Below are 21,385 nucleotides of genomic sequence, written 5' to 3'. Positions count from 1 at the left end.
AGCAGATTACTGCGTTTGGACAAGCCCTAATAGATTCAAATTCAACTTACTATCTATTTTTATTAATGCCTCCTATCATTTCTCATTAACCCAAACGATCATTTCACCTGGCTCCCGGTTGCACCATGCATAATATGGGATTGCTTTTATTTGGACAGATGTTGATTTGTCTTCTACTGGACGATACAAGGAATCATTCCAGTTTGCTTGGTCTATACGTTCGGCATCCCCTGTAATGGACACCACTCCTTCAAGTAATTCAGAATCATAATTTGCTTTTAATTCTGCATTTCTCGGTAAAATAACACCATGTAGATTTTCTCCATTGTCTACTTGCTCTAAACAATACACTACTGGACCGCGCTGAAGAGCAACTTTTCCAACATTATGACGTACTTGTGGATTCGATTGAATTCTCTCCACCACCATTGGGAAAGTCAATTCAATATGATCATTTTCTTGCCATTTACGATTTAAATAAACATAACCATTTTTCATTAATGGAATATGATCGATTATCTCCCCATTCACTTTCATCACCGTACCTTTTGCCCAGCCTGGAATTCGTAATGCCACCGTAAAGTTTTCTTCTCTCTCAGGAGAAACAATCATAGAGACATCCCCATCCCAAGGATAGTTCGTTTGTTGGGTAAGCTTTACTTTAGTATTTTCTAATTGAACGGTTGTCTCATTTCCCATATATAAATGTACAAATACTTCCTTCTCTTTTTGAGAATAGATATAGTGACCAATTGATGCTATTAATCTAGCTAAATTTGGCGGACAGCATGCACATCCAAACCATTTTTGACGAACGGATTTCACATGCTTTTTATCCTTTCTCTTCTCACACGCTTCTGGTAAAACTTCTAATGGATTTACATAAAAGAATTTCTTGCCGTCTAAATCCATCCCACTAATCGTTCCATTATAAAGAGCTAGTTCCATTACATCGGCATACTTATTATTCACATCTAGCTGTAACATACGATTAGCCCAAAAAACTAAAGCAATCGAAGCACAAGTCTCTGTATAAGACAAATCATTCGGCAGATCATAATTAAAGGAGAATGCTTCTCCAAATTCCATGGAGCCTATCCCACCAGTTATATACATTTGCTTTTGTGTTACATTATTCCAAAGTTCTTCACATGCTTTTTTTAGTGATTCATCTTGTGTTTTTACCGCAAGATCTGTCATCGCTGTATACATATATGTAGCCCTTACCGCATGACCAACAGCTTCTTTTTGCTCTCTTACTGGTTTATGTGCCTGATGATAAGCATAATCATCATTAAACCAAAATGGCTTTGTATCCTTTCTTTTCTTTTTTTCTATATCAAAATAATGAGGCTGTTTTCCTCGTTCATCAATAAAATATTTACTTAAATGTAAGTATTTCTGATTACCTGTAACATCAAATAATTTCACTAAAGCTAATTCAATCTCCTGATGGCCAGGATATCCCTTTAATTTATCCTCTTCTGGTCCGAAAACGCTGTCAATATAATCCGCATATTTACACATGATATCTAGGAACTGCTTCTTACCCGTCACTTGATAATAAGCGACTGCTGCTTCTATTAAATGTCCTGCACAATACAATTCGTGATTATCGCGAATATTTGTCCATCGGTTATTCGGCTCATTAACTATATAATAAGTATTTAAATAGCCATCTTCCTGTTGCGCTCTTCCCATCAAAGCAATTACTTCATCAGCTGTTTTCTCTAATTCAGCATTAGGCTCATTCTCTAAGCTATAAGCAACTGCTTCCAACCATTTAGCAAGATCACTGTCTTGAAACACCATTCCATAATATTCATCCGTTGATTCCCCTGCTGCAATTCGAAAATTCTCAATCGCATGACTTGGTGAGGCATCTGGTAATCGATCATTTAATGCTTCCCATTGGTAAGGGATAACATGGTTTCGTACAACTTCCAAATAGCGTCCCCAGAAATTGTCATTGATTTTCACTTTATTTGTGATGGTTTCTTTTGTTTTTTTCATTCCTTTATTCCCCTTTTTCCTATTTTTTTATTTATTAAAAAGGATCACTCTATAGCTTATTGGTCAATGTAATAATAGAGAACTAGGAGCTTCTGAGATTCATATGAAATAAAATTACAATATTATTATTAAATAATTATTGCTATTATTTCCATGCTTCAATATAAGATTCAGCAGCTTCTACACCTTCTATTTTCAAGAAAATTCTTTTTCCACTTCCCATAACTTTCCCTTTTTGGTCCCATTTTTCAAAAAATAGTGATACACTAGTTAATGACTGTAATATACATTTTTAAAAAAGGAGGTTAGTTAGTTAGCAAAATAGGGTAATTAGTTTTATAGAAAAGTCTGGAGGTGTTCGTAGAAATTGATCCAATTTAATGAAGTAACTAAAACGTTTCAAGATGGATTTAAAGCACTTAAAAACATTACATTTCAAGTGAATGAAGGGGAATTGCTTGTGCTCATTGGACCAAGTGGTTCTGGTAAAACAACAACTATGAGGATGATCAATCGACTCATAGAACCTTCGAGTGGCACAATTACCATCGAGGGAAAAGATATATCCACTGAGGATCCAGTCAAACTCCGCAGAACTATTGGCTATGTCATCCAGCAAATAGGTTTGTTACCCCATATGACGATTAAAGAAAACGTATCACTCGTTCCTCGACTCCAAAAATGGAAAAAAGAACAATACATGGACAAAATCAATGAATTAATGAACATGGTTGGACTTGATCCAGAAATTTTCGGTGATCGCTATCCTACTGAATTAAGTGGTGGACAGCAACAAAGAATTGGTGTTATCAGGGCACTTGCTGCTGAGCCGAAAATAATACTGATGGATGAACCATTCAGCGCCTTGGACCCTATCAGTCGAGAGCAGCTTCAGGATGAATTAGTTCGATTACAGCAGGAAATTCAAAAAACAATTGTCTTCGTTACACATGATATGGATGAAGCGCTAAAAATTGCAGATCGCATTTGTATTATGAAGGATGGCGAAATTGTTCAAATCGATAGTCCAGAAAACATTTTACGGAGACCAGCCAATGCATTTGTCCGAAGCTTTATTGGCGAAGACCGATTGCAAGAAAATATTTCCTTACCACCATTAAAAAAGCTAATGATTCCCCCTGTTACGGCAAGCCAATCCCGTGGTCTTGCTGAATCATTAAAATTAATGAGAAGAAAACGGGTTGATAGTCTTGTCGTCTTAGACAATGCCAAAACCTTTCTAGGAATAGCATCCGTTTGGGATGTGCAAAAACACTATAATGAAGAAGCATTAACCTTAAAAGATATAATGGATACAAATGTACCAACACTTAAAATAGAGGATCCAACAGAAATGGCTTTTCAGCTTGTTAGTGAATCCAATTACGGCTTTATTCCAGTAATTGATGAGGATTCTAAAATTATCGGGATTGTCAATCGCGCTAGCCTTGTTGAGTATATAGCCGATCAAATTGGAGAATAAAAAGGGGGTTTGAACCATTCCTAATATAATCACAGAGACAATTGATGTCTTTATCAACCGTTGGCCAACAATATGGAATTTAATTTTAGAGCATATGTATCTTTCTCTTCTTTCAATTGCTATTGCAATTGTAATTTCTGTTCCTCTAGGAATCTATTTAACTCGCCACAGAAAAATAGCAGACTCTATTATTGGAGTTGCTGGCGTCTTTCAAACAATACCAAGTCTTGCCCTACTAGTGTTTTTAGTCCCTTTCATCGGAACTGGTAAGCTTCCAGCAATTATCGCTTTAACTGTTTATGGTTTATTACCGATTTTACGTAATACATATTTAGGGATTGTTGGGGTAGAACGTTCCGCAATAGAAGCTGGTGTTGGGATGGGTATGACCAATCGCCAAGTGCTGTGGATGGTTGAATTACCTTTATCCTTAAGAGTCATCATGGGAGGAATCCGGACCGCAACTGTCTTAATTATTGGTGTCGCAACGATAGCTGGACTAATTGGAGCAGGTGGACTGGGTGATTTAATCTTCCGTGGTTTACAAACATACAATACTGGTCTTATACTCGCTGGCGCTGTTCCTTCTGCACTCTTGGCGATTATATTTGATTATTTATTGAAACTTCTTGAAGAAGATGTTACCCCTCGAGGTTTACATCAAAATAAAAAAGCGAATAAAAATAAAAGTCGTATTCGAATATGGATTATTGCAGCAATAATTGTCCTCCTTCCACTATCAACTGTCATTGCAAATTTCAGCAATGTAAAAAGTGGAAAAGACACCATCACAATCACCGGTAAAAATTTCACTGAACAAGAAATTATGGTTTACGTCATGGGGCATCTGATTGAAGAGCACACAGATTTACAAGTAAACTATGAATCTTTTCTTGGCGGGACAGCTCCAGCATTTGAAGGAGTTAACACCGGCAATTATGATATGTACATGGAGTATACTGGAACAGGATTACTCAGCATTCTAAAGGAAGATATGGTCAGTGACCCCGATGAAGCCTATGACATTGTAAAAAAGAAATTCAAAGAAGATTACAATTTAGTTTGGCTAGAGCCATTCGGTTTTAACAACACATACACCTTAACGCTTCGTAAAGAAGATGCCGAAAAGTATAATATAAAAACGATTTCGGAATTAAAACAAATGGCCCCACAACTTACCTTAGGCTCTGAACCAGAATTCCTTGAAAGAGAGGATGGTTACCCTGGTCTCATTGATACGTATGGAATAGAATTTAAAAATACACAAGCAATGGACTCAGGCATTATGTATAGTGCCATTAAAAATGGAGATGTTGATGTAATTGATGCATTTTCAACAGATGGACGCATCCCTGCATTTGATCTACAGGTTTTAGAAGACGATCAAAACTTCTTCCCTCCTTACTATGCTACACCTGTAATTAGAGCAGACACATTAGAAAAACATCCAGAATTAGAAGAAGTACTTGGCATGCTTGTCGGAAAAATTGACAATGAAAAAATGCAAGAGCTAAATGCACGTGTCGATATTGATAAAGAGCAATATGAAGATGTTGCTGTGGATTTTTTGAAAGAGGAAGGGTTAATTGAATAGAGTGAATATAACAAAGGGTTAGATACAATAATCGTATCTAGCCCTTTATTATTATCTACTTCGAAACGCCATATCTACTGCTCAACTCATCCCCTAAATAGGTCGCTAGTCTAAGCATTCCATATATGCCAGCTACTTTTTCTGCATCTGCATTATAGTTTGTATTTGTGTTGATATCATACGTATAAATTGTACCGTTATGATCTTTCATGAATTCAATTCCAGCAACTAATATACCTTGTGATGCTAAAAATTGTTCGTATTTTTCGATGATTGGTTCATTGAAGCCTTGTTGAATCGTAAAGCTCGGTTTTTCTTCCACTTGTTCACCTACTGGGCAAAATAGATCATCTATTTGGCACGCATCTGCTGGGCAAAGCTCGAAGCCTCCTGCTGTATCTACCTTGACTGCATAAACGAATTTTCCGCCAACAAATTCGCATCTTGTAATCGATTGATCTGGTGTTTCAATGTATTGCTGGATTAAGGTAATACCATCGACTGGTACCTCAAATTCTGGTCCCTCAACATATGCTTCTAATTCTTTGATAGAATGGAATAAACGTACACCCAAACCTTTTCCTGCTCGGTTATGCTTTGTTATAAAGGAAGGATCTCCCAACTGCTTTGCAGCTGCAATAATATGTTCTTTCCCTGTTGCCACTAATGTTCTTGGAGTAGTTATGCCATGTTTTTGTAATGCAGCATATTGCGCTGCTTTACTCACCTCTAATTTTAATGCGCTACTACCATTTACTACCGTTCTCCCATGAGATTCAAGCCATTCTAATACCGCAGCCGTATATTCAGCAGCATACCGATGACCACGTGTATGAGAAGAAGCACTCATTCTGCTATAGAAGATTCCTTCTGGAGGCTCTTGAAGTAAATCAAAGCTCCCCTCTGATAAATCCCATTCTTCATAAGGTAAATTTAATTCATCTAATCTTTTTGTTAAATGAACCGTCCATTCACTATTTTCATGAATTACATAAATTTTACTCATCAACTAGTCACTTCTCTTTCTTTACGTAATGTCTCCACTAACGGCATAACCTTTTCGGAAAAGTCTTTCATTTCCTCAAGCTGAGGGGAAAATTGTAGTAATAATAAATCTACTCCCGCTTCCTCATAATCTAGTATTTTTTTCGCTATTTGTTCAGGTGTTCCGATTAAATTCGGACGCAAGCCACGGTTGGAAACCGAGTAATCATATAATTTAATTTTCTGTTCTAATTGAGACTTATTAACAAAATCATCAAAGCCTGCATAAGCAGACGACTCTTTTACATCTGTGATTCTCTCTAACTCTTTTTGTGCTTCTTCTTCTGTATCGCGGCAAATAACATAGGCAGCTATACCAAAAGAAGAAAATGGTTCTTTCCCATATTTTTGTCTTTCTTCCTGCATTCCTTTAATCTTCACCGCAATTTCTTCCACCGTACCACCATGCATCACATAGGCATCACAGTTTTTGGCAATAATCTCTTTCCCTTTTGGACTTTCCCCACCTGCATACAGGATTGGATTTGGCTTTTGAACTGGCTTTGGTGATAGTTTTGTATTAGAAATCTCATAGTATTTTCCTTTATAGCTAAACGTTTCTTCTGTCCATAATCCTTTTAATATATCAATAAATTCCTGTGTACGCTCATAGCGATCATCATGCTCTGTGAAAACTCCGCCATATTGCCTAGCTTCTTGCTCCCACCATGCGGAAACAACATTTAACGTAAATCTCCCATTGCTAATATGATCAATGTTTGCAGCCATTTTTGCTGCAACAGCAGGATTATGGAAACCTGGTCTAATCGCAGTCATAATTTCTATCTTTTCCGTAACAGCAGCTAAAGCGGCAGCTGTTGACCATGCTTCTAGAGAATCTTTTTCAGGACCTTTAATATCATTTAAATATAGTTCGGCTATTAAAGTAGTATCGTATCCCCATTTCTCTCCACTTTGAATTACTTCTTTCGCATATTCAAACGTCGGCGGCATTTTCTCATTTTCTACATTTCTTAGCCATCCCCCAAAAATAGGTAGCCAAAATCCATATTTCATGTTCATTACCCCTTTTCCCATATATTCTCAAAGAAGCTATCTTTTAATAATGCAAACTGTTTAGAATATTAATAATATTATTATATTTCTTACTAGAATGCAATATTTACATATTAAAACCGATAAAATTAGTATGATTAAATAACATTCATTTGTAAGCAGAAATTCCCTTCTATTCAACCATTTATATTACATTCATGTAATTTTTTCGTAAATTACCGCTATATTTTTGCGTTATTTGATAAAATGTATATTTAATAGCTCAAATGAGGTGATCCAATGTTTAGAAAAATCATGAAGAAAATACAGCAGATTTCAGGCAGTTACAGCAATAGCCGTCGCCATAAAAGCTATAAAAAATATAGTAGTAGTGACCGAAGAGGTTATCGCAAATACAAAAGTTATAGTAGCAGTGACAGAAGAAGTTATCGGAAACACAAAAGCTACAGCAGTTCTGATTACAGAAAACGTAATCCATACGGTGGCAGTCATTATTATAAGCGTCGGAAGCATAGTAGTTAAGCTAATATTTAAGCAAAAAAATCTTGTACAATTAGGTACAAGATTTTTTTGCTATATGCTTTTGGGTTCTTTTAAAGCTTCCAGCGCATTATTTAGATCTTTTTCTATTTCGTTCACATTGATATATGGCTCAGCTATTCCTAACATCTTTTTGAGCAGTATGACCGTTTCAGGATGCAATGACAATTCCTCTAACCATGTACGTTTCTTGCTTTTCTTCCCTTTAAACTGGGAATACATTAAAAACAAAATCATTTGACCACAGTCATAGTAATCATCTTGACGATAATTCCTTACTGCTTTCTCATTGTCTTCCACTACCGCAAGCCCAAAGTCAATCAAGTGCACTTTTTCTTGTTTAACGATCACATTAGGTGGTCTAATATCTGTATGAAAGATATTATGCTGATGAAGATAACTTAGAATAGAAAGAAGTTGTTTCATTATTTGTAGTGCTTCTATTTCTGTAAACTTTTGATTATGAAAAAATAATAAATCTTCTATATTGTCTCCATCTACATATTCCATTACATAATAATGTTGATTATTTATCTTAAATTCATCCACTAAAGCTGGAATCGCAGGATAATCTATTTTTCTAAGTAATTCTGCTTCATCCTTAAATCTCTCACGTTCTCGCTGTTTTTTCCCTTTACTTGGTCGTAATTGTTTAACTACATATTTTTTTCCTGAACGATTATCTGTGCACAAATAAATGATCCCATATGCACCTAAGCCAAGACATTTTTTGACTTCATATATGTTTAAGCTAGTTCCGCTCTTTAATGGTTTATCAAAGATCCAACGAGTTAAATAACTCCATTTCAATATCGTTTACCCCTTCTGTACTAAATGTTCTACCTTTTATTGTAACAAAAATAGTCAAAAATTTAAAAAAGCACCAATCTATTAAGACTGGCGCTTCTATTACTAGTTATCTAGCAAAACGATGATTTCCTATTGTAACGGTTGCTTCACGTGTTAAAATCCAGTTACTTGTAGCTGTTTTTGGATTAAAGAAATACAGAGAACCATTTCCTTGTCCACCTAAAGCGATTGCTTCATTTACTGCTCTTTTTGATATGGCGTCAGCAGCTTTATTAATTTCCCCATTTTGAACTGGTGTAAATGCATAATATCCATTTGATTTCTCATAGATTACATTACGAATCGTATTAGGAAATTGCTTACTTTTCACACGATTCAAGACAACAACTGCCACCGCAACCTTCCCAGCATATGGTTCACCAACCGCTTCCGCTCTTACTAAACGTGCCATTAAATCTTTATCCGCAGGGGAAACTGTTGCATTTGGTAGAATGATATTTTGACCAGTAATTAATGGTTTATTATTATTAGCTTTCATTAAATCACTAACAGGAATCCCAAATCCCTTTGCCACTTTCCAATAAGTGTCCCCAGACTGAATCGTCCGGTTCGTCGCTGCCTCTGCTTGATCTATTAATGTAAAAGCTGAAATAGATAACACTAATCCAGCGGCTACTATTAGCTTCTTTAATTTATTCAAATCCAATTACCTCCTAGTAGTCGTTTCTGTGTTGTTCCTGTGTCTACTACTAGGCTAGCAGATGTAATATTTCTATTCACCGTCCAAAAAGTGGTAACTGAGAGATTGCTAGGTGAAAACCTTGCTTCGGAAGGGTTTGGATTTTTGGTGGAATTGTTAGCCAATTGGGTTAGTTAGCTAGGAATTTCCTTAGGTGGGGAAATTTAGGTAGGAATGTTACGATTAGGTATTGGGTTGTAATATAAATGGAGAGTTATAGAAAAAGCAGTATTATTGACTTTTCGTTTATCATACTTTTACCCCACTACGTTCAGATAAAACGCAAAACTATGCCCCAAAAGGCATTGTTAGTAACCACTTTATATCCCTCTACGTTCAGATAAAACTTAGAAGATGCTACTCAACCACCAGAAGTATAAGGGCTTTATATCCCACTACGTTCAGATAAAATTCTTTCCAGCGAAACGGCAAAACTCATCATATACATCCTTTATATCCCACTACGTTCAGATAAAATCAAAATAATGCCTACACTTGGAATATTTGGTCCTCACTTTATATCCCACTACGTTCAGATAAAATGACTAATCCCTCGTTTGTCTAACCACTTCCCAACTTCTTTATATCCCACTACGTTCAGATAAAATGGAAACTATAGTGCGGTAGTGACTTTTTCTCCCGACTTTATATCCCACTACGTTCAGATAAAATCCTCAAAAAGATCACACCATAAACCCTTTTATACCCAGGGCTCAAGTACATTATTGTAATACCAATATTTCTCTAATTTGCAGTGAACCTTTAGTAGTGTTTTTATAAAACCTTTTAAATATGCTTTAAGACCTTTGATAGCAAGAGGTTTGGATTTTTTTTCAAAAAGTAGGTTTGATGCAAATCCAAAGCTTATTTAGAATAATTCTAACATCTAAACAACCAAAGTTACTACAAAAAGAGATCAAATGGATTCTTTTCTCTACCATGTACAATCTTTTTTATATTACGTGGATTTTTCACTTGGTAGACATATATGGAATCTGTTTCTTTGTTTACTATATTATTTAATTCTGACATACATTGCGTATATTTTCCAATTGTTATTTCTCCTTCAAAAACAGAATTTTGTGTCCAATCAAGATATTCTCTAAGTTTTTTACAAACTTTTCCGACTCTTTTTTCGTTTACATCATAAGTAATAATAACAAACATTTATGCTACCACCACGCTTTCAACGGCTTGTATACATCGTCGCCAATTACATGCTTAATTAATTTATAACATTCTAACCGAATTAAATAACGATATGTTGTATTTCTTTTTAACATTCGGTGTTTAATAGACTGATTTAATTTTTCTTCCCACGCCGTAATAAATTTTTTCTTTCCTTCCTCATTCAAATAGCAAATTTCGCCTTCTATGTAATCAAAATGTTTTTTTGTAATCTGCTTTCTGTTTATTAAAGAAAAAATAATTGGATCAACGATTAAAGGTTTAAAAATTTCCGCAATATCTAAACTTAAGGAAAATCTCTTAGTCGAAGGCTCATGAAGAAAACTTATAGTAGGATTCAAAGAAGTTTTATAAATTTCTGTTAATACAACTCGATACATCAATGTGTTGCCAAAAGAAATTAAAGCGTTGATTGGATCTCTCGGAGGCTGTTTTTCTCGTTTTTCAAAAACAAAATCTTGTTTAAAGATATGATTATATGCTTGATAATAGAGATGGCGAATTTGTCCTTCTCGACCCATCAATTCAGGAATTGTTGTCGAAGTGTGCAACTGACTAAATAACAACTGGATTCCTTCAATATATTCCGCTGTTCCTTCTTTATAATTGCGCAGATTTCGTAACATATGGTGAACTGCTCCATTTAAAAATTGATAGGCTATGTACAGCCGTTTATACTTATCAGAATAATGCTCGCTTTGCTTCACGATCACATGGCCAGATTCTTTGGCATCTCGAGGATTAAATGCACCAGTAAAAAAACCATAATAATTATAAAACTGCAAAGTGATACCATATTGGCTTAAATAAGTTAATAGTTTTGTATTAACATCTATTTCGCCAAATAAATGCAATGTTTGAATCTTTTCAATAGGAAGTGGTTTCTTCTGCCCTTCTTCATTTTCAAAATATATTGTATTGTCTTTTCTTTTTAGTCTTCCATTTGAAAAAACATAATGATCACGCATCGTCATCTTCATCCTCTCTTGAAAAACAAAATGGATAATAAGCACAACTTTTACAATAGCGTAGCTTCATTAAAGGGGGTGGAGTATTTCGGTCAATGATTTGATAAACCTCTGCAATTGCTTTCTGTACCTTTCTATTATTTTCCTCTGTCAACAATACCTCAACCGTTTTCCTTTCTTTTGTATAGCTAATTAAGCCCTTTTTCTTAATTCCTCTTAAATAAAGCTGATACAAATAAAAAAGCATCTGCATTTTATCTGACTCTTCCAATTTACTAGATAGTTTAATTTCTCTAACAAATTCCCCGTCTATTGCATCTATTTTAAATGCACCGTCAATAAGGATTTCCTTATTAAGGCGAGGATAAGAATTCTCATGAAGAATAGATCCTTCGAGAACTCTATCTGATTCACTTTCCATTCCTATCCCTTTCTTATATAACCAAAGTTTTCTTTTACAGACAATATAGTAGGCTAAATCCACACCACCAACTGTATTCGTTTGCAGCATCCTCTTATCTCTCCTTATAAAATTTGACTATTAGAAAATAATTTTTTATCATTAGAATATTTTAGACCGAATGTTGAATCATATTCATAATCAATTACTTTAATCGATTCATAGCTACCTATCTTTAAAAATTGTTCCTCTCTATTTAATTTTCTTGCATTTGTAACTCTATATTGTGGAATATCCACTGTAAATTCATATAATTTATCACGAAGTATCGCACGTTCTTCTCTAATCGCATTCGTTGCTTTTATTCCTAACGTTTTACTATATTTAGCAACTAAGTCCTCTATTGTATCTTTATTTTCCTGATAAACGGAATATGGGATAATCGTTTCATTAAATATGTCTCTTAAATCTGTAATTCTTGGATCTAAATCTTCATCATATTCCTCTATACTTGCTAAAATATTCAAGAATTCTTTAACTTCTTTATAATAATTGCTCCTTTCTAAACGCTGTGTAGTATAATTTTTTTCTATCAATTCCATCTTTAACTCTTCTGTACAAATAATAGGAGAATTATATTCTTGCAAAGCTTGTTTAGAAATTTCAAAAATACTACTATCTACTACACTATATTTATCACGATAACTAATCCCTGATGGATAATCATCTCCACCATCATAAACAACTACATTGACTCGGTCATGGTCCAACATTCTATTTCTATAAACTCTACCCATTCGTTGAAATAGACCATTTAAATCAGAAAGTTCTGTATAAAGAACATCGAAATCAATATCTACGCTTGCTTCTACTACTTGTGTCGTAATCCAAATGCCACTGTCCTTATTCTCCAATTTTCCCATTTCTTGAATAGCTGTTTCTTTCGCTTTACGATCCATTTTCGTAAATCTACTATGAAATAAAAAAACATCTTCTCGCTCTTTTAATGCATCATATATTTCTTGAGCTTTTTGAACAGTATTTACGATTATCAATATTTTTTTGTCTATCCTATTTTTTTTAATATCCTCTATATTTAATTGCTCATTCTTTACGATTAGACGATGCCTAACTACAACTTCCCCATTCACTTTCTTGTAGAACGCATTATCTGGCTTATTGAATGGTATGTTTAATTTTTTCTCCATCAAATCTGATAAAAATGGAGCAAAGGTTGCAGTCATAATCGTGAATTTCCCACCTATATCTGTAATTTCTTTTAAAGCCGCTAGAAGGCAGGCCAACATTTTAGGTGAATACATTTGAATTTCATCTATCACTAGTTTGGAATAGGATAAAGTTGCAAGTTTCTTTTCAAATCCTTCTTCCTTAAAAACAAAGTCTAATATTTGATCAAGAGTAGAAATTGTTAAAGGCATCGACCATTGTCTTGTTTTTTCAAAATAATCAATAGAATATTGGTCATTTTTCACATATTCACTTTCTGTTTCTGAATGCAGTAATGCGACTTCTTTAAAATTAATTTCACTTTCTATGCGCTTATAAATACTATTAATAGAAACTCGAAGCGGTAATGTAAAGAAGCCTTTACTATTTCCAATCCAATATAGCGCTGCTTCTGTTTTTCCTATACCAGTCGAAGCAATCACAATATTATTCTCCTTTTGATGTTCCAGCAAATAATTTTGCAGTTCATTTCTTCCGCTCCTATATTTAGTAGCAAGAAACTTATCTACATAATTGTCTAGACCAGGGTTAGCAATTTCCACTGGGATATGAGCACTTGCAGCATAATCAATTTTATTAAGCAAGCCTTTAACAAGGACAAATTGTTTCGCTTGCTCTTGATTTATCGTTTTTTTGATTCGTTTAAGGTATTTTTTGAAATTACTTTTAGGCTCAGCCAGCTGAAAGGGAAATACTTCTTTAAAAGCTTGATAATATAACGGCAAATCCTGAGCAATGACCGCCTTTAACGCATTTCGATCTGCTTTAGGTCTTTTATGATGGTAATAGACAGCTTGTGCCACAATTGCCCTTTCTTCATCTTCTTTTAATATCTCTTTATAAGGAATAAATGCACAACTTAAATACCCATGTGACACCTCCTGTACTTTAGGAATTACATCCTCCAATAAATATTCCTTTTTATTCATCGCTATTAATAACTTATTTTGAAATTTAGTATTCACTTTCCCTACATCATGATATATACATGCTAACTTTAATAAATCCCATCTAAGTTCTGGTATATAGGGATAAATATCATTTAAGCTTTTCAATTCATCTAAAAGTTCTTCAGTATGCTTTTGAATTGTTTCTTCAAAGTTCTCATCTGACTTTGCAAGTAATAGATTTGCCACACTACACTCCCCTTTAAAATAAGACTAGGAACTTCTTAAAAATCCTAGTCTCTTTTATATGACTGACTCTATTAATTCAGGAAAAAAATACAATATTTTCATTTTCATCAAATTGATAAACCTCATCACTTACCAATTCTTTTCCTTTTGTACCATAAAATGCGGAAACTTGTTTCCATCTTCGCTGTTCCATCCCTTTTTTTATCTGTACTTTTTCGTAATAACGATTTAACTTATATACTGTTACAAAGTCAAAATCCGCACTATAATTTTTTTGAACTTCTACAGGAATATAAGCTGAATATTCTAACCTATAATCCTCTTCTATTTCTTTCTCTACTATTTCTACAAGCTTTACCTCTTCTATTCTTACCAAATCCTCCCTACGCCCAAGTGAAATATACTCGGAAGGATTTTTAAACGAATGGTACAAAACCTCTAAATCATCTTCTTTTTCTGGCAAAATATGAATCATTAATTCTAAATCTGTTAATAGTTCTGTTGTACTTACCCCACGTGCTAATCCATAATCCCGGTTTTCCACAGAAGAATGCAACTTATAAGCATGTCTGGCTTCCTCATATGTTGATGCAGCGAATTCATATCTTGTTGCTAGATCATTTACTTTTGAATAATAATCTCCCGCAATACTTATTTTTAATGGGTGGTATTCTGTAAAACCACACACTCTATGAATCATGCCAGATACAGTTGAGTAAGGGGGTAGTGGGTATGTTTCTTTTAATTGAAAACTAGATGGTAGCTTATAATTGACCATATTCTGATAAAGCTTTATTCTAAGTGCTCTCATATGCTCACCACTTAATCTAAATAATAATTGCTTACTTCTTTTTGAATGAAATCAAAGAAAGCAGCAACAGTTAGAGGAGATAATTCCTCTTTAATTTGTTGATCATTATCAAATATTCCTTCAATTAGACCACATTTTGTCTGATCTGCTATGTGGCTGTCTAATGCTAAAACACTAGATAACGTTTGTGCGTTTAGTTGATTATTCTTAACTTTAATACGATTTTCAAAAAATGGATTTTTAATATCATATACACCGCCAATCACAAATAATGGCGAAAAATTTTCTCTTCTTCCTTTTATATCGCGATATAAAAATTTTAAAGTTCGCAGTAAAGCATTTACTCTGTTGGCTTTTTCCTCATTAGAAACAGAAATTTCCTTCTCATTATAATCAATGCCTACTTGATCTAAATCAATGGTAACTGTATACGTATAATACGAATGATGAATCTCGCTTTGCGCAATATTGCCACCTTTTTTTTGTTCTTTTCCTTCCATTATAGTTGCTGCTTGATAACGATCGAATAATCCCTTATTAGTTAGAAAATCTGTATCTGCTTGGAAACTTTCTAATGCAATTGCATTAGACAAACGAGCAACAGCAGATCTTGTTTTCGTTCCTTTATTTGTTTTCATATAACCAAACAAATCAATTTCAGGATAATCAGAAATTAAAGCATCTGGAGCAAATTGTATAACAGAGCCATCTAATTCAAGCGGAGTACGATCTTCACCCATTTGCTGGATGATGTTATAGCGAAGTGCTTGCCTTGAAATATATGTAAAACTATCGCCTGTTCCCCTTGTTATTTTTTTTAATGACGTGACATTTCCGACTCCTTCTCCATAGTTGCCACTTTCTGCTTCAAAAACAATCGATAATGTTAAACCTTTTTTATTCATTTTCTTCTTCCTCCTTTTTATCTCCTTTAGGGTTAAGTCCTGAACGCAAACCTAAAACAAATGCATAGCCAAGTGTTTGCAATTTATCTTCATCCATTAATGCCTCTGTCATTTGAGGGGGAATGATTAATTCTCCTTCTCTTGCTGCATATAAATGGGCATTGATAAAAGTGTCCATAAATTTTCCTGTATCCTTTGTTTTTAAAGCATTAAGTAAACGATAGGTAATCCCACCTAATTTATTGCTGGCATTTCTAACCTTATAATTATAGGCTAATTTTCTACCTGAATTTTCCACATGTGCTATTGTTTCCCTATTTACATAAGAATAATAATCACTCATCGAACCATCCTCCTTCTCTTTGCGATTCCGTACAATCGTTCCTATAAAGCTATTATTTAAGTAGACAATGTCTAATATTAGCCTGTTACTTCTTATCGGTTCCTCTGGTCTGTTCGGCAAATTTGTCCTACATAATAAACCAATTAAATCAAATTGATTTTTATTACTGTATAAACGTTCCATTACATTTTGATAGATCCTTAGGTAGGAACCATCGCCTGTTTTCACTACCTTGCTAATCATATTGCTTAATGATTTTTGATGTCTTTTAATAACTTCTAATTTATCTTTTGATAACACATTATAAGTGTATGGTCGGAAATTATCTGCTTTATTATCTGTATTGCTAAATTTAATGACTTGAATATTATCTATCTCATACCTTGATTTTTTATTTTTTTGATTTTCCATGAAATCTATTAATTGATAATATGTTCTTGCTTCTAGTAGTTGAATATTGTCATCTGATCTAACAGCATACATTTCATGATTGTTATTTAATCTTGTTAAAGCTTTAACTGAACTGTTACAGTTGACAAAATATCCTTGATTATTCATAAAAGTAAACCCCGCAGGCATACAAGAATAAATAAAATTAATAAGAGGTGAGATATAGCATGTATTTGACTGCAAATTCCAAAAATGAGATGTTTTCCTGCTCATATCTACTCCCATTTTTGTTAGCCAAGCCATATCATATGCGTATGGTTTTGATAATTTCTTAATTGGTAAGTTGCTAATAAAGCATACATATTTATCTTTTGCATGATTTTCTTCATAATAGAGCCTTATTGGATCAATAAAATATTTTTTATACTCTTCGAAAATATCAGCTGTTGTAGATGATTTATGTAGAAAAGAAACTCCTCCCCAAAAGTTATCAATTATTGTATAAGCAATATTTTTTGCAAGAATATATTTTTTTACATTCTCCTTTTCTAAAAACTCGATAATAACTTTCAGTTGATTTATTTGTTCATGAATTTCATTTTGAATATCTGAAATGATTTGATTCTTTTTCAATTTTAACTTCTTTAGCTTTTTTTCCATTTCTAATAAATCTATTTCCTTGCAAGTCATCATTTTATATGCAGCTGTATAACTATTACTTTTAAGATTCTTTTTTGCTCTTTCAATATATTTATTCCAGTCTTCTATTGTCTTATCATCCCATTCTTTTTTATAAAGAAAATCCTTTCCCTTTGTTACAAGAAAAGTATGTGATAACAGTTCTTTATACCTGTTTGCGAAATAATCAAAATAATAATGATGGAAATTTTCTAAGATTGAAATGTCAAACTCTATATAGTTATTACCACATTTGTAAGAGGTAATATTGGCATCATTTAAGATATTCACAAAGCCCGTAATCCCAGCATTTAAAAGCGCATCAGCAGTCTCTATTCTTGCTATTGTCACTATCCATCCTCACCTCCTCTCAAGTTATAAAACATCTATACAGCCAAATCCCTGGTTACTACGAAGAGCTATGCCCTCTAAATAGAATATATTTAAATCACGAGGATCTCCTTCTACCATGAATCGACCTGTATTTCCTGTGAAAAATAAATCACCTGATGCTTGATGTAAATTTTCTTTCACAACACTTTTTTTCATTTGATGTTTTAGTATTTTAATTGGTTGGTATAAAGGTCTTCCATACTTACTCTTCATCATTTTTGAGCTAATAATATTTAATTCTTCTTCAAAATTATCATCATCGAAAAGCAATGGTTTTCTCTCTTTTGTTTCCACTAAGATCGGTGTTAAAGTTTTAAACCAAGATTGTGACTGTACAATTGTCTTTTCTTTGACCATCTTCATCCCAGTAAATTTCATAATGCTTTCTTTATAGTGGTATTCGCTCTTTTGCTGGCTACCATTAATGAGGTAAATCATCATTTCCATATTCGAACTGGTCACTGTTAGATTCAAAGATTCTGAAACTATTAAATCTCCATCGATTTGAATATTCGGAAAATAAGGAGCGAAAGAAAATCTCTTTGTCTCTTTTTCCCTCTCTACAAAAAACGACTGATAGAACTCTTCTGATTGCGATCGGATTGTTTCCTTTATATACGATAATAGTAATAATCGATACCGTATTGGAAAGTGCTCAATTTGAAAACTAAACACACATCTCACTTTATCACTCCCATTTATTATTATTTTATTCAATGTTACTTTGTTACCATTTCATTTTATACCAAATAAAGGTAATACGCAATATTCACACTACTTTTTCTTTATTTATTATTATAATGGATAAACTGACAAAAAACGTCAGCGAACAAATGTTTTTTCGAAAACTCACAAAAAATGGAGTAGGGTATTTATCACCCTACTCCACTTCCTGCTAGAACTTAATTAATAGTTAGTTATCCCGCTACGTTCAAATAAAAATTAATGCTTAATGAAATAATAATAAATTTTTATATCCCACGACTGTTCAGATACATTTTATTTTCTATAAATGTCCAATAACTTTTTATACTCATTCTTTAACTGTTCTCTTATGTGAAGAGGCTCCATTACTTCAGCATCCATTCCATATTTCCTGACCCATCGCAAAAATAATTTACTCATTGTTTCAATAGTTAAAAATATTGAACCATCTTCCTTTTCTTCTATTATAGCATTCTTATCATAAAAATTTTTTTCCTTTATGTATTTCCCTACTTTATTACTAAATCGTACAACAAATTTATTTCTTTCATCTGTATAATCCATTTTCCAATTTGCCAGATGGTTAGATATAGAAAACTCCTCTTGAAACTCATAGATTTGCTTTTCTATTTGCCATAATCTGATACGATCTATACGAAAATTACGAAACTCCTTTTTTTCATTACAATAAGCAACAATATAATAATGATCATCTCTATCGATAAGATAATAGGGATCAATTATTCTTTTTGTTTCCACTTCATTTGTAGGACTATAATAAGCAATCATTAAACTTCTTCTTTTTTCTATAGCCTTGACAAGCGAAATCACTAAATTTTCATCATAGTTATCACGATAAAGGAAATGATGTAATATTCGTTCACTAATTACCCGATTCCATCCTTTTTCTTTGCTTGTTTTCTTTCGTCCAACCTTGTATTCTGAAAGCATCGAGTTTTCTGAAATCACATTTTGCTTTGGAAGTGCTTGTGTTAATAGAAGTGAGAGCCATTCTCTATCCGTTAAACCAACATTATGTTTAGCTGGCTTTTCCATTAATAGATAGCCTTTTTTCTCAGTATGAAAATAGTAACCAACTGTTTCTAACTCTCTTATATCTCGATAAATATTGCGTTTAGATGTATTAGTAATAATAGCCAATTCCTCTGCGGTTACAAAATCTCCAGCACTAAGGTAGTCAATAATTTTAAAGAGTCTTTCCACCTTATTCATTTTCACCTACAACATCCCCTAAAATAAATTCCGATTTACTACTAAATATAATATACTATAGATAACGATGGACTGCCTTAAATGCAATAGATAAGTATGAAATGACAATCGATTATATTATAATTAATATAATTTCACCCAAAATCTGCAGTAAACCTATTTTTATTTATAATAGCTTTAAACATTGAAGTGGCAAGGGTTTGCCTTGTCTTTTATAAAAAACAGGAATACACGACTATAGGTTCGCTGCAAAATGGATAAATACTATTAAAACAACAATTGCCTTAAAGCCTTGATACATATAGGATTTTCACATAATAAATTTGAGGCTTTTATCTGAACGTAGTGGGATATAAATTCTTTATTAGGTCTCCATTCAAATCAAATACTAATCCTTTTATCTGAACGTAGTGGGATATAAATATGTTAGTTCCATCTCGTCACCTTATTCATTATTTACTTTTATCTGAACGTAGTGGGATATAAATGCGATAACCCCTAGCTTATGCTTAAGCACATGTTCACTTTTATCTGAACGTAGTGGGATATAAATATATTAATGATGTTTCGGCAAAACCATAACTATGAACTTTTATCTGAACGTAGTGGGATATAAATTTCGTTCATAAAACGTACATCTTTAACTTCTTCTTCTTTTATCTGAACGTAGTGGGATATAAATAGTTTTGAAAGAACCCCATGTTTCCTTTCCCCAATTCTTTTATCTGAACGTAGTGGGATATAAATTAAACCATCTGCACTGTTAAAGCTTGAAATATCAGTCTTTTATCTGAACGTAGTGGGATATAAATTCGGAATACCCTTAGTTTCCAATGTTTTATTAATACTTTTATCTGAACGTAGTGGGATATAAATACAATTTGCGCCAAAAAATTTAAAAGTCGAAGCCTTGCCTTTTATCTGAACGTAGTGGGATATAAATTTGCTAAAAGATATCATTCTGTAGTAGCTGAAGTAGCTTTTATCTGAACGTAGTGGGATATAAATGAGAGAATGATCATGCAATTACTATCAACTGGTAAAACTTTTATCTGAACGTAGTGGGATATAAATAGGATACCAAGAGAATTAAGAAAAAGGAGGTAGCAGAATCTTTTATCTGAACGTAGTGGGATATAAATCATTATTGCTAGCCAGATTAAATCAAACAGTTTTCCACTTTTATCTGAACGTAGTGGGATATAAATTTGATTCAATTTGAATTTCTGCCTTTTCATCAATCCTTTTATCTGAACGTAGTGGGATATAAATTGAGTAAGACCAAACACTTTCACTTTGCTATTCATCACTTTTATCTGAACGTAGTGGGATATAAATATGGGATTCTCTTCAACTTCTAGGCCTATAACATTCTTTTATCTGAACGTAGTGGGATATAAATGATGGATGACCGCTAACATGATTTCGTCTGGATCACGCTTTTATCTGAACGTAGTGGGATATAAATGAGGGTTATAGACCTAGTAAGAACTTTCATTATCATCTTTTATCTGAACGTAGTGGGATATAAATGTGAGAATATTCCAAAAATAAACAATGCTCCAACTGTCTTTTATCTGAACGTAGTGGGATATAAATGGTAATAGTTCAATAAAATCACCTGTTAATGCTGAAACTTTTATCTGAACGTAGTGGGATATAAATAGTAATACCTAGATTGTTTTTTAAATCGTTTAAAATCTTTTATCTGAACGTAGTGGGATATAAATGATGTTAAAGCTGTTCC

Annotated in this window: 17 protein-coding genes and 2 CRISPR repeat arrays (1 of these 19 running past the window's edge); of the genes, 3 read left to right on the top strand and 14 right to left on the bottom strand. The window is 33.3% G+C overall.

What is annotated here, in order from left to right:
* Positions 1-75 precede the first annotated feature (75 nt).
* Positions 76-2,013, bottom strand: coding sequence for a glycoside hydrolase family 127 protein (locus NYE52_RS07000; RefSeq protein ID WP_341192413.1), 1,938 nt, complete (start codon positions 2,011-2,013; stop codon positions 76-78).
* Between the two features lie 367 nt (positions 2,014-2,380).
* Here NYE52_RS07000 and NYE52_RS06995 point away from each other — a divergent pair, with 367 nt between their 5' ends.
* Both NYE52_RS06995 and NYE52_RS06990 read left to right on the top strand, forming a co-directional pair.
* The gene (locus NYE52_RS06995) at positions 2,381-3,496 is read left to right on the top strand and encodes an ABC transporter ATP-binding protein (RefSeq protein WP_341192412.1); all 1,116 of its coding nucleotides are present in this window, start codon (positions 2,381-2,383) and stop codon (positions 3,494-3,496) included.
* A 94-nt stretch (positions 3,497-3,590) separates the two neighbouring features.
* Entirely contained in the window at positions 3,591-5,090 is a 1,500-nt protein-coding gene (locus NYE52_RS06990; protein ID WP_341192411.1) for a glycine betaine ABC transporter substrate-binding protein, read from the top strand.
* A 55-nt stretch (positions 5,091-5,145) separates the two neighbouring features.
* On the opposite strand, the gene NYE52_RS06985 is transcribed toward NYE52_RS06990, so the two are convergent.
* Both NYE52_RS06985 and NYE52_RS06980 read right to left on the bottom strand, forming a co-directional pair.
* Positions 5,146-6,096 (bottom strand): ATP-grasp domain-containing protein, encoded by a 951-nt coding sequence (locus NYE52_RS06985; RefSeq protein WP_341192410.1) that lies wholly within the window; start codon positions 6,094-6,096, stop codon positions 5,146-5,148.
* The gene (locus NYE52_RS06980; RefSeq protein WP_341192409.1) at positions 6,096-7,151 is read right to left on the bottom strand and encodes an LLM class flavin-dependent oxidoreductase; all 1,056 of its coding nucleotides are present in this window, start codon (positions 7,149-7,151) and stop codon (positions 6,096-6,098) included. Before NYE52_RS06980 ends, NYE52_RS06985 begins: the two co-directional genes overlap by 1 nt.
* A 294-nt stretch (positions 7,152-7,445) precedes the next feature.
* Between NYE52_RS06980 and NYE52_RS24695 the strand changes: the two genes are divergently transcribed.
* Positions 7,446-7,673 (top strand): hypothetical protein, encoded by a 228-nt coding sequence (locus NYE52_RS24695; RefSeq protein ID WP_445669139.1) that lies wholly within the window; start codon positions 7,446-7,448, stop codon positions 7,671-7,673.
* Between the two features lie 51 nt (positions 7,674-7,724).
* Here NYE52_RS24695 and NYE52_RS06975 read toward each other — a convergent pair whose 3' ends face one another.
* From NYE52_RS06975 to NYE52_RS06925, 11 genes are all read right to left on the bottom strand, one after another.
* On the bottom strand, positions 7,725-8,501 hold the full coding sequence (locus NYE52_RS06975) for a serine/threonine protein kinase (RefSeq protein ID WP_341192408.1): 777 nt from the start codon (positions 8,499-8,501) through the stop codon (positions 7,725-7,727).
* Between the two features lie 106 nt (positions 8,502-8,607).
* Entirely contained in the window at positions 8,608-9,201 is a 594-nt protein-coding gene (locus tag NYE52_RS06970; protein WP_341192407.1) for a cell wall hydrolase, read from the bottom strand.
* A gap of 292 nt (positions 9,202-9,493) precedes the next feature.
* Positions 9,494-9,912: a CRISPR direct-repeat array (repeat unit 29 nt; unit sequence CTTTATATCCCACTACGTTCAGATAAAAT).
* A gap of 231 nt (positions 9,913-10,143) precedes the next feature.
* Complete coding sequence (cas2, locus tag NYE52_RS06965) at positions 10,144-10,407, bottom strand: CRISPR-associated endonuclease Cas2 (RefSeq protein ID WP_341192406.1); 264 nt, start codon at positions 10,405-10,407, stop codon at positions 10,144-10,146.
* 5 nt (positions 10,408-10,412) lie between these two features.
* Entirely contained in the window at positions 10,413-11,396 is a 984-nt protein-coding gene (cas1b, locus tag NYE52_RS06960; RefSeq protein WP_341192405.1) for a type I-B CRISPR-associated endonuclease Cas1b, read from the bottom strand.
* Positions 11,389-11,907: a CRISPR-associated protein Cas4 gene (cas4, locus tag NYE52_RS06955; RefSeq protein ID WP_341192404.1), complete on the bottom strand. Its 519-nt coding sequence runs from the start codon at positions 11,905-11,907 to the stop codon at positions 11,389-11,391. The genes cas1b and cas4 overlap by 8 nt, the downstream gene beginning before the upstream one ends.
* 14 nt (positions 11,908-11,921) lie before the next feature.
* Entirely contained in the window at positions 11,922-14,180 is a 2,259-nt protein-coding gene (cas3, locus tag NYE52_RS06950; RefSeq protein ID WP_341192403.1) for a CRISPR-associated helicase Cas3', read from the bottom strand.
* Between the two features lie 76 nt (positions 14,181-14,256).
* Entirely contained in the window at positions 14,257-14,991 is a 735-nt protein-coding gene (gene cas5b, locus NYE52_RS06945) for a type I-B CRISPR-associated protein Cas5b (protein WP_341192402.1), read from the bottom strand.
* A gap of 11 nt (positions 14,992-15,002) precedes the next feature.
* Positions 15,003-15,896 (bottom strand): type I-B CRISPR-associated protein Cas7/Cst2/DevR, encoded by an 894-nt coding sequence (cas7i, locus tag NYE52_RS06940; protein ID WP_341192401.1) that lies wholly within the window; start codon positions 15,894-15,896, stop codon positions 15,003-15,005.
* Positions 15,889-17,658, bottom strand: coding sequence for a type I-B CRISPR-associated protein Cas8b1/Cst1 (gene cas8a1 / locus NYE52_RS06935; RefSeq protein WP_341192400.1), 1,770 nt, complete (start codon positions 17,656-17,658; stop codon positions 15,889-15,891). Before cas8a1 ends, cas7i begins: the two co-directional genes overlap by 8 nt.
* Positions 17,659-17,682: 24 nt before the next feature.
* Positions 17,683-18,384: a CRISPR-associated endoribonuclease Cas6 gene (cas6, locus tag NYE52_RS06930; RefSeq protein ID WP_341192399.1), complete on the bottom strand. Its 702-nt coding sequence runs from the start codon at positions 18,382-18,384 to the stop codon at positions 17,683-17,685.
* Between the two features lie 315 nt (positions 18,385-18,699).
* Positions 18,700-19,638, bottom strand: a complete 939-nt coding sequence (locus NYE52_RS06925; RefSeq protein WP_341195130.1) for a helix-turn-helix transcriptional regulator — start codon at positions 19,636-19,638, stop codon at positions 18,700-18,702.
* Positions 19,639-19,967: 329 nt separating this feature from the next.
* A CRISPR array of direct repeats spans positions 19,968-21,385; the repeat unit is 29 nt; unit sequence CTTTTATCTGAACGTAGTGGGATATAAAT (it continues 1,673 nt past the right edge of the window).

Origin of the sequence: Niallia sp. FSL W8-0635 (assembly GCF_038007965.1) — a bacterium.
Taxonomy (GTDB): domain Bacteria; phylum Bacillota; class Bacilli; order Bacillales; family Cytobacillaceae; genus Niallia.
Note: the sequence above shows the minus strand (reverse complement) of the source record. Positions and strands in the feature narration are given on the sequence as shown.

Excerpts from the sequence above, each read along its gene's own strand:
- NYE52_RS07000 (WP_341192413.1), bottom strand. The coding sequence starts at position 2,013 with ATGAAAAAAACAAAAGAAACCATCACAAATAAAGTGAAAATCAATGAC.
- NYE52_RS06990 (WP_341192411.1), top strand. The coding sequence starts at position 3,591 with ATGTATCTTTCTCTTCTTTCAATTGCTATTGCAATTGTAATTTCTGTT.
- NYE52_RS06985 (WP_341192410.1), bottom strand. The coding sequence starts at position 6,096 with ATGAGTAAAATTTATGTAATTCATGAAAATAGTGAATGGACGGTTCAT.
- NYE52_RS06980 (WP_341192409.1), bottom strand. The coding sequence starts at position 7,151 with ATGAAATATGGATTTTGGCTACCTATTTTTGGGGGATGGCTAAGAAAT.
- NYE52_RS24695 (WP_445669139.1), top strand. The coding sequence starts at position 7,446 with ATGAAGAAAATACAGCAGATTTCAGGCAGTTACAGCAATAGCCGTCGC.
- cas2 (WP_341192406.1), bottom strand. The coding sequence starts at position 10,407 with ATGTTTGTTATTATTACTTATGATGTAAACGAAAAAAGAGTCGGAAAA.
- cas1b (WP_341192405.1), bottom strand. The coding sequence starts at position 11,396 with ATGCGTGATCATTATGTTTTTTCAAATGGAAGACTAAAAAGAAAAGAC.
- cas4 (WP_341192404.1), bottom strand. The coding sequence starts at position 11,907 with ATGCTGCAAACGAATACAGTTGGTGGTGTGGATTTAGCCTACTATATT.
- cas5b (WP_341192402.1), bottom strand. The coding sequence starts at position 14,991 with ATGAGAGCACTTAGAATAAAGCTTTATCAGAATATGGTCAATTATAAG.
- cas7i (WP_341192401.1), bottom strand. The coding sequence starts at position 15,896 with ATGAATAAAAAAGGTTTAACATTATCGATTGTTTTTGAAGCAGAAAGT.
- NYE52_RS06925 (WP_341195130.1), bottom strand. The coding sequence starts at position 19,638 with ATGAATAAGGTGGAAAGACTCTTTAAAATTATTGACTACCTTAGTGCT.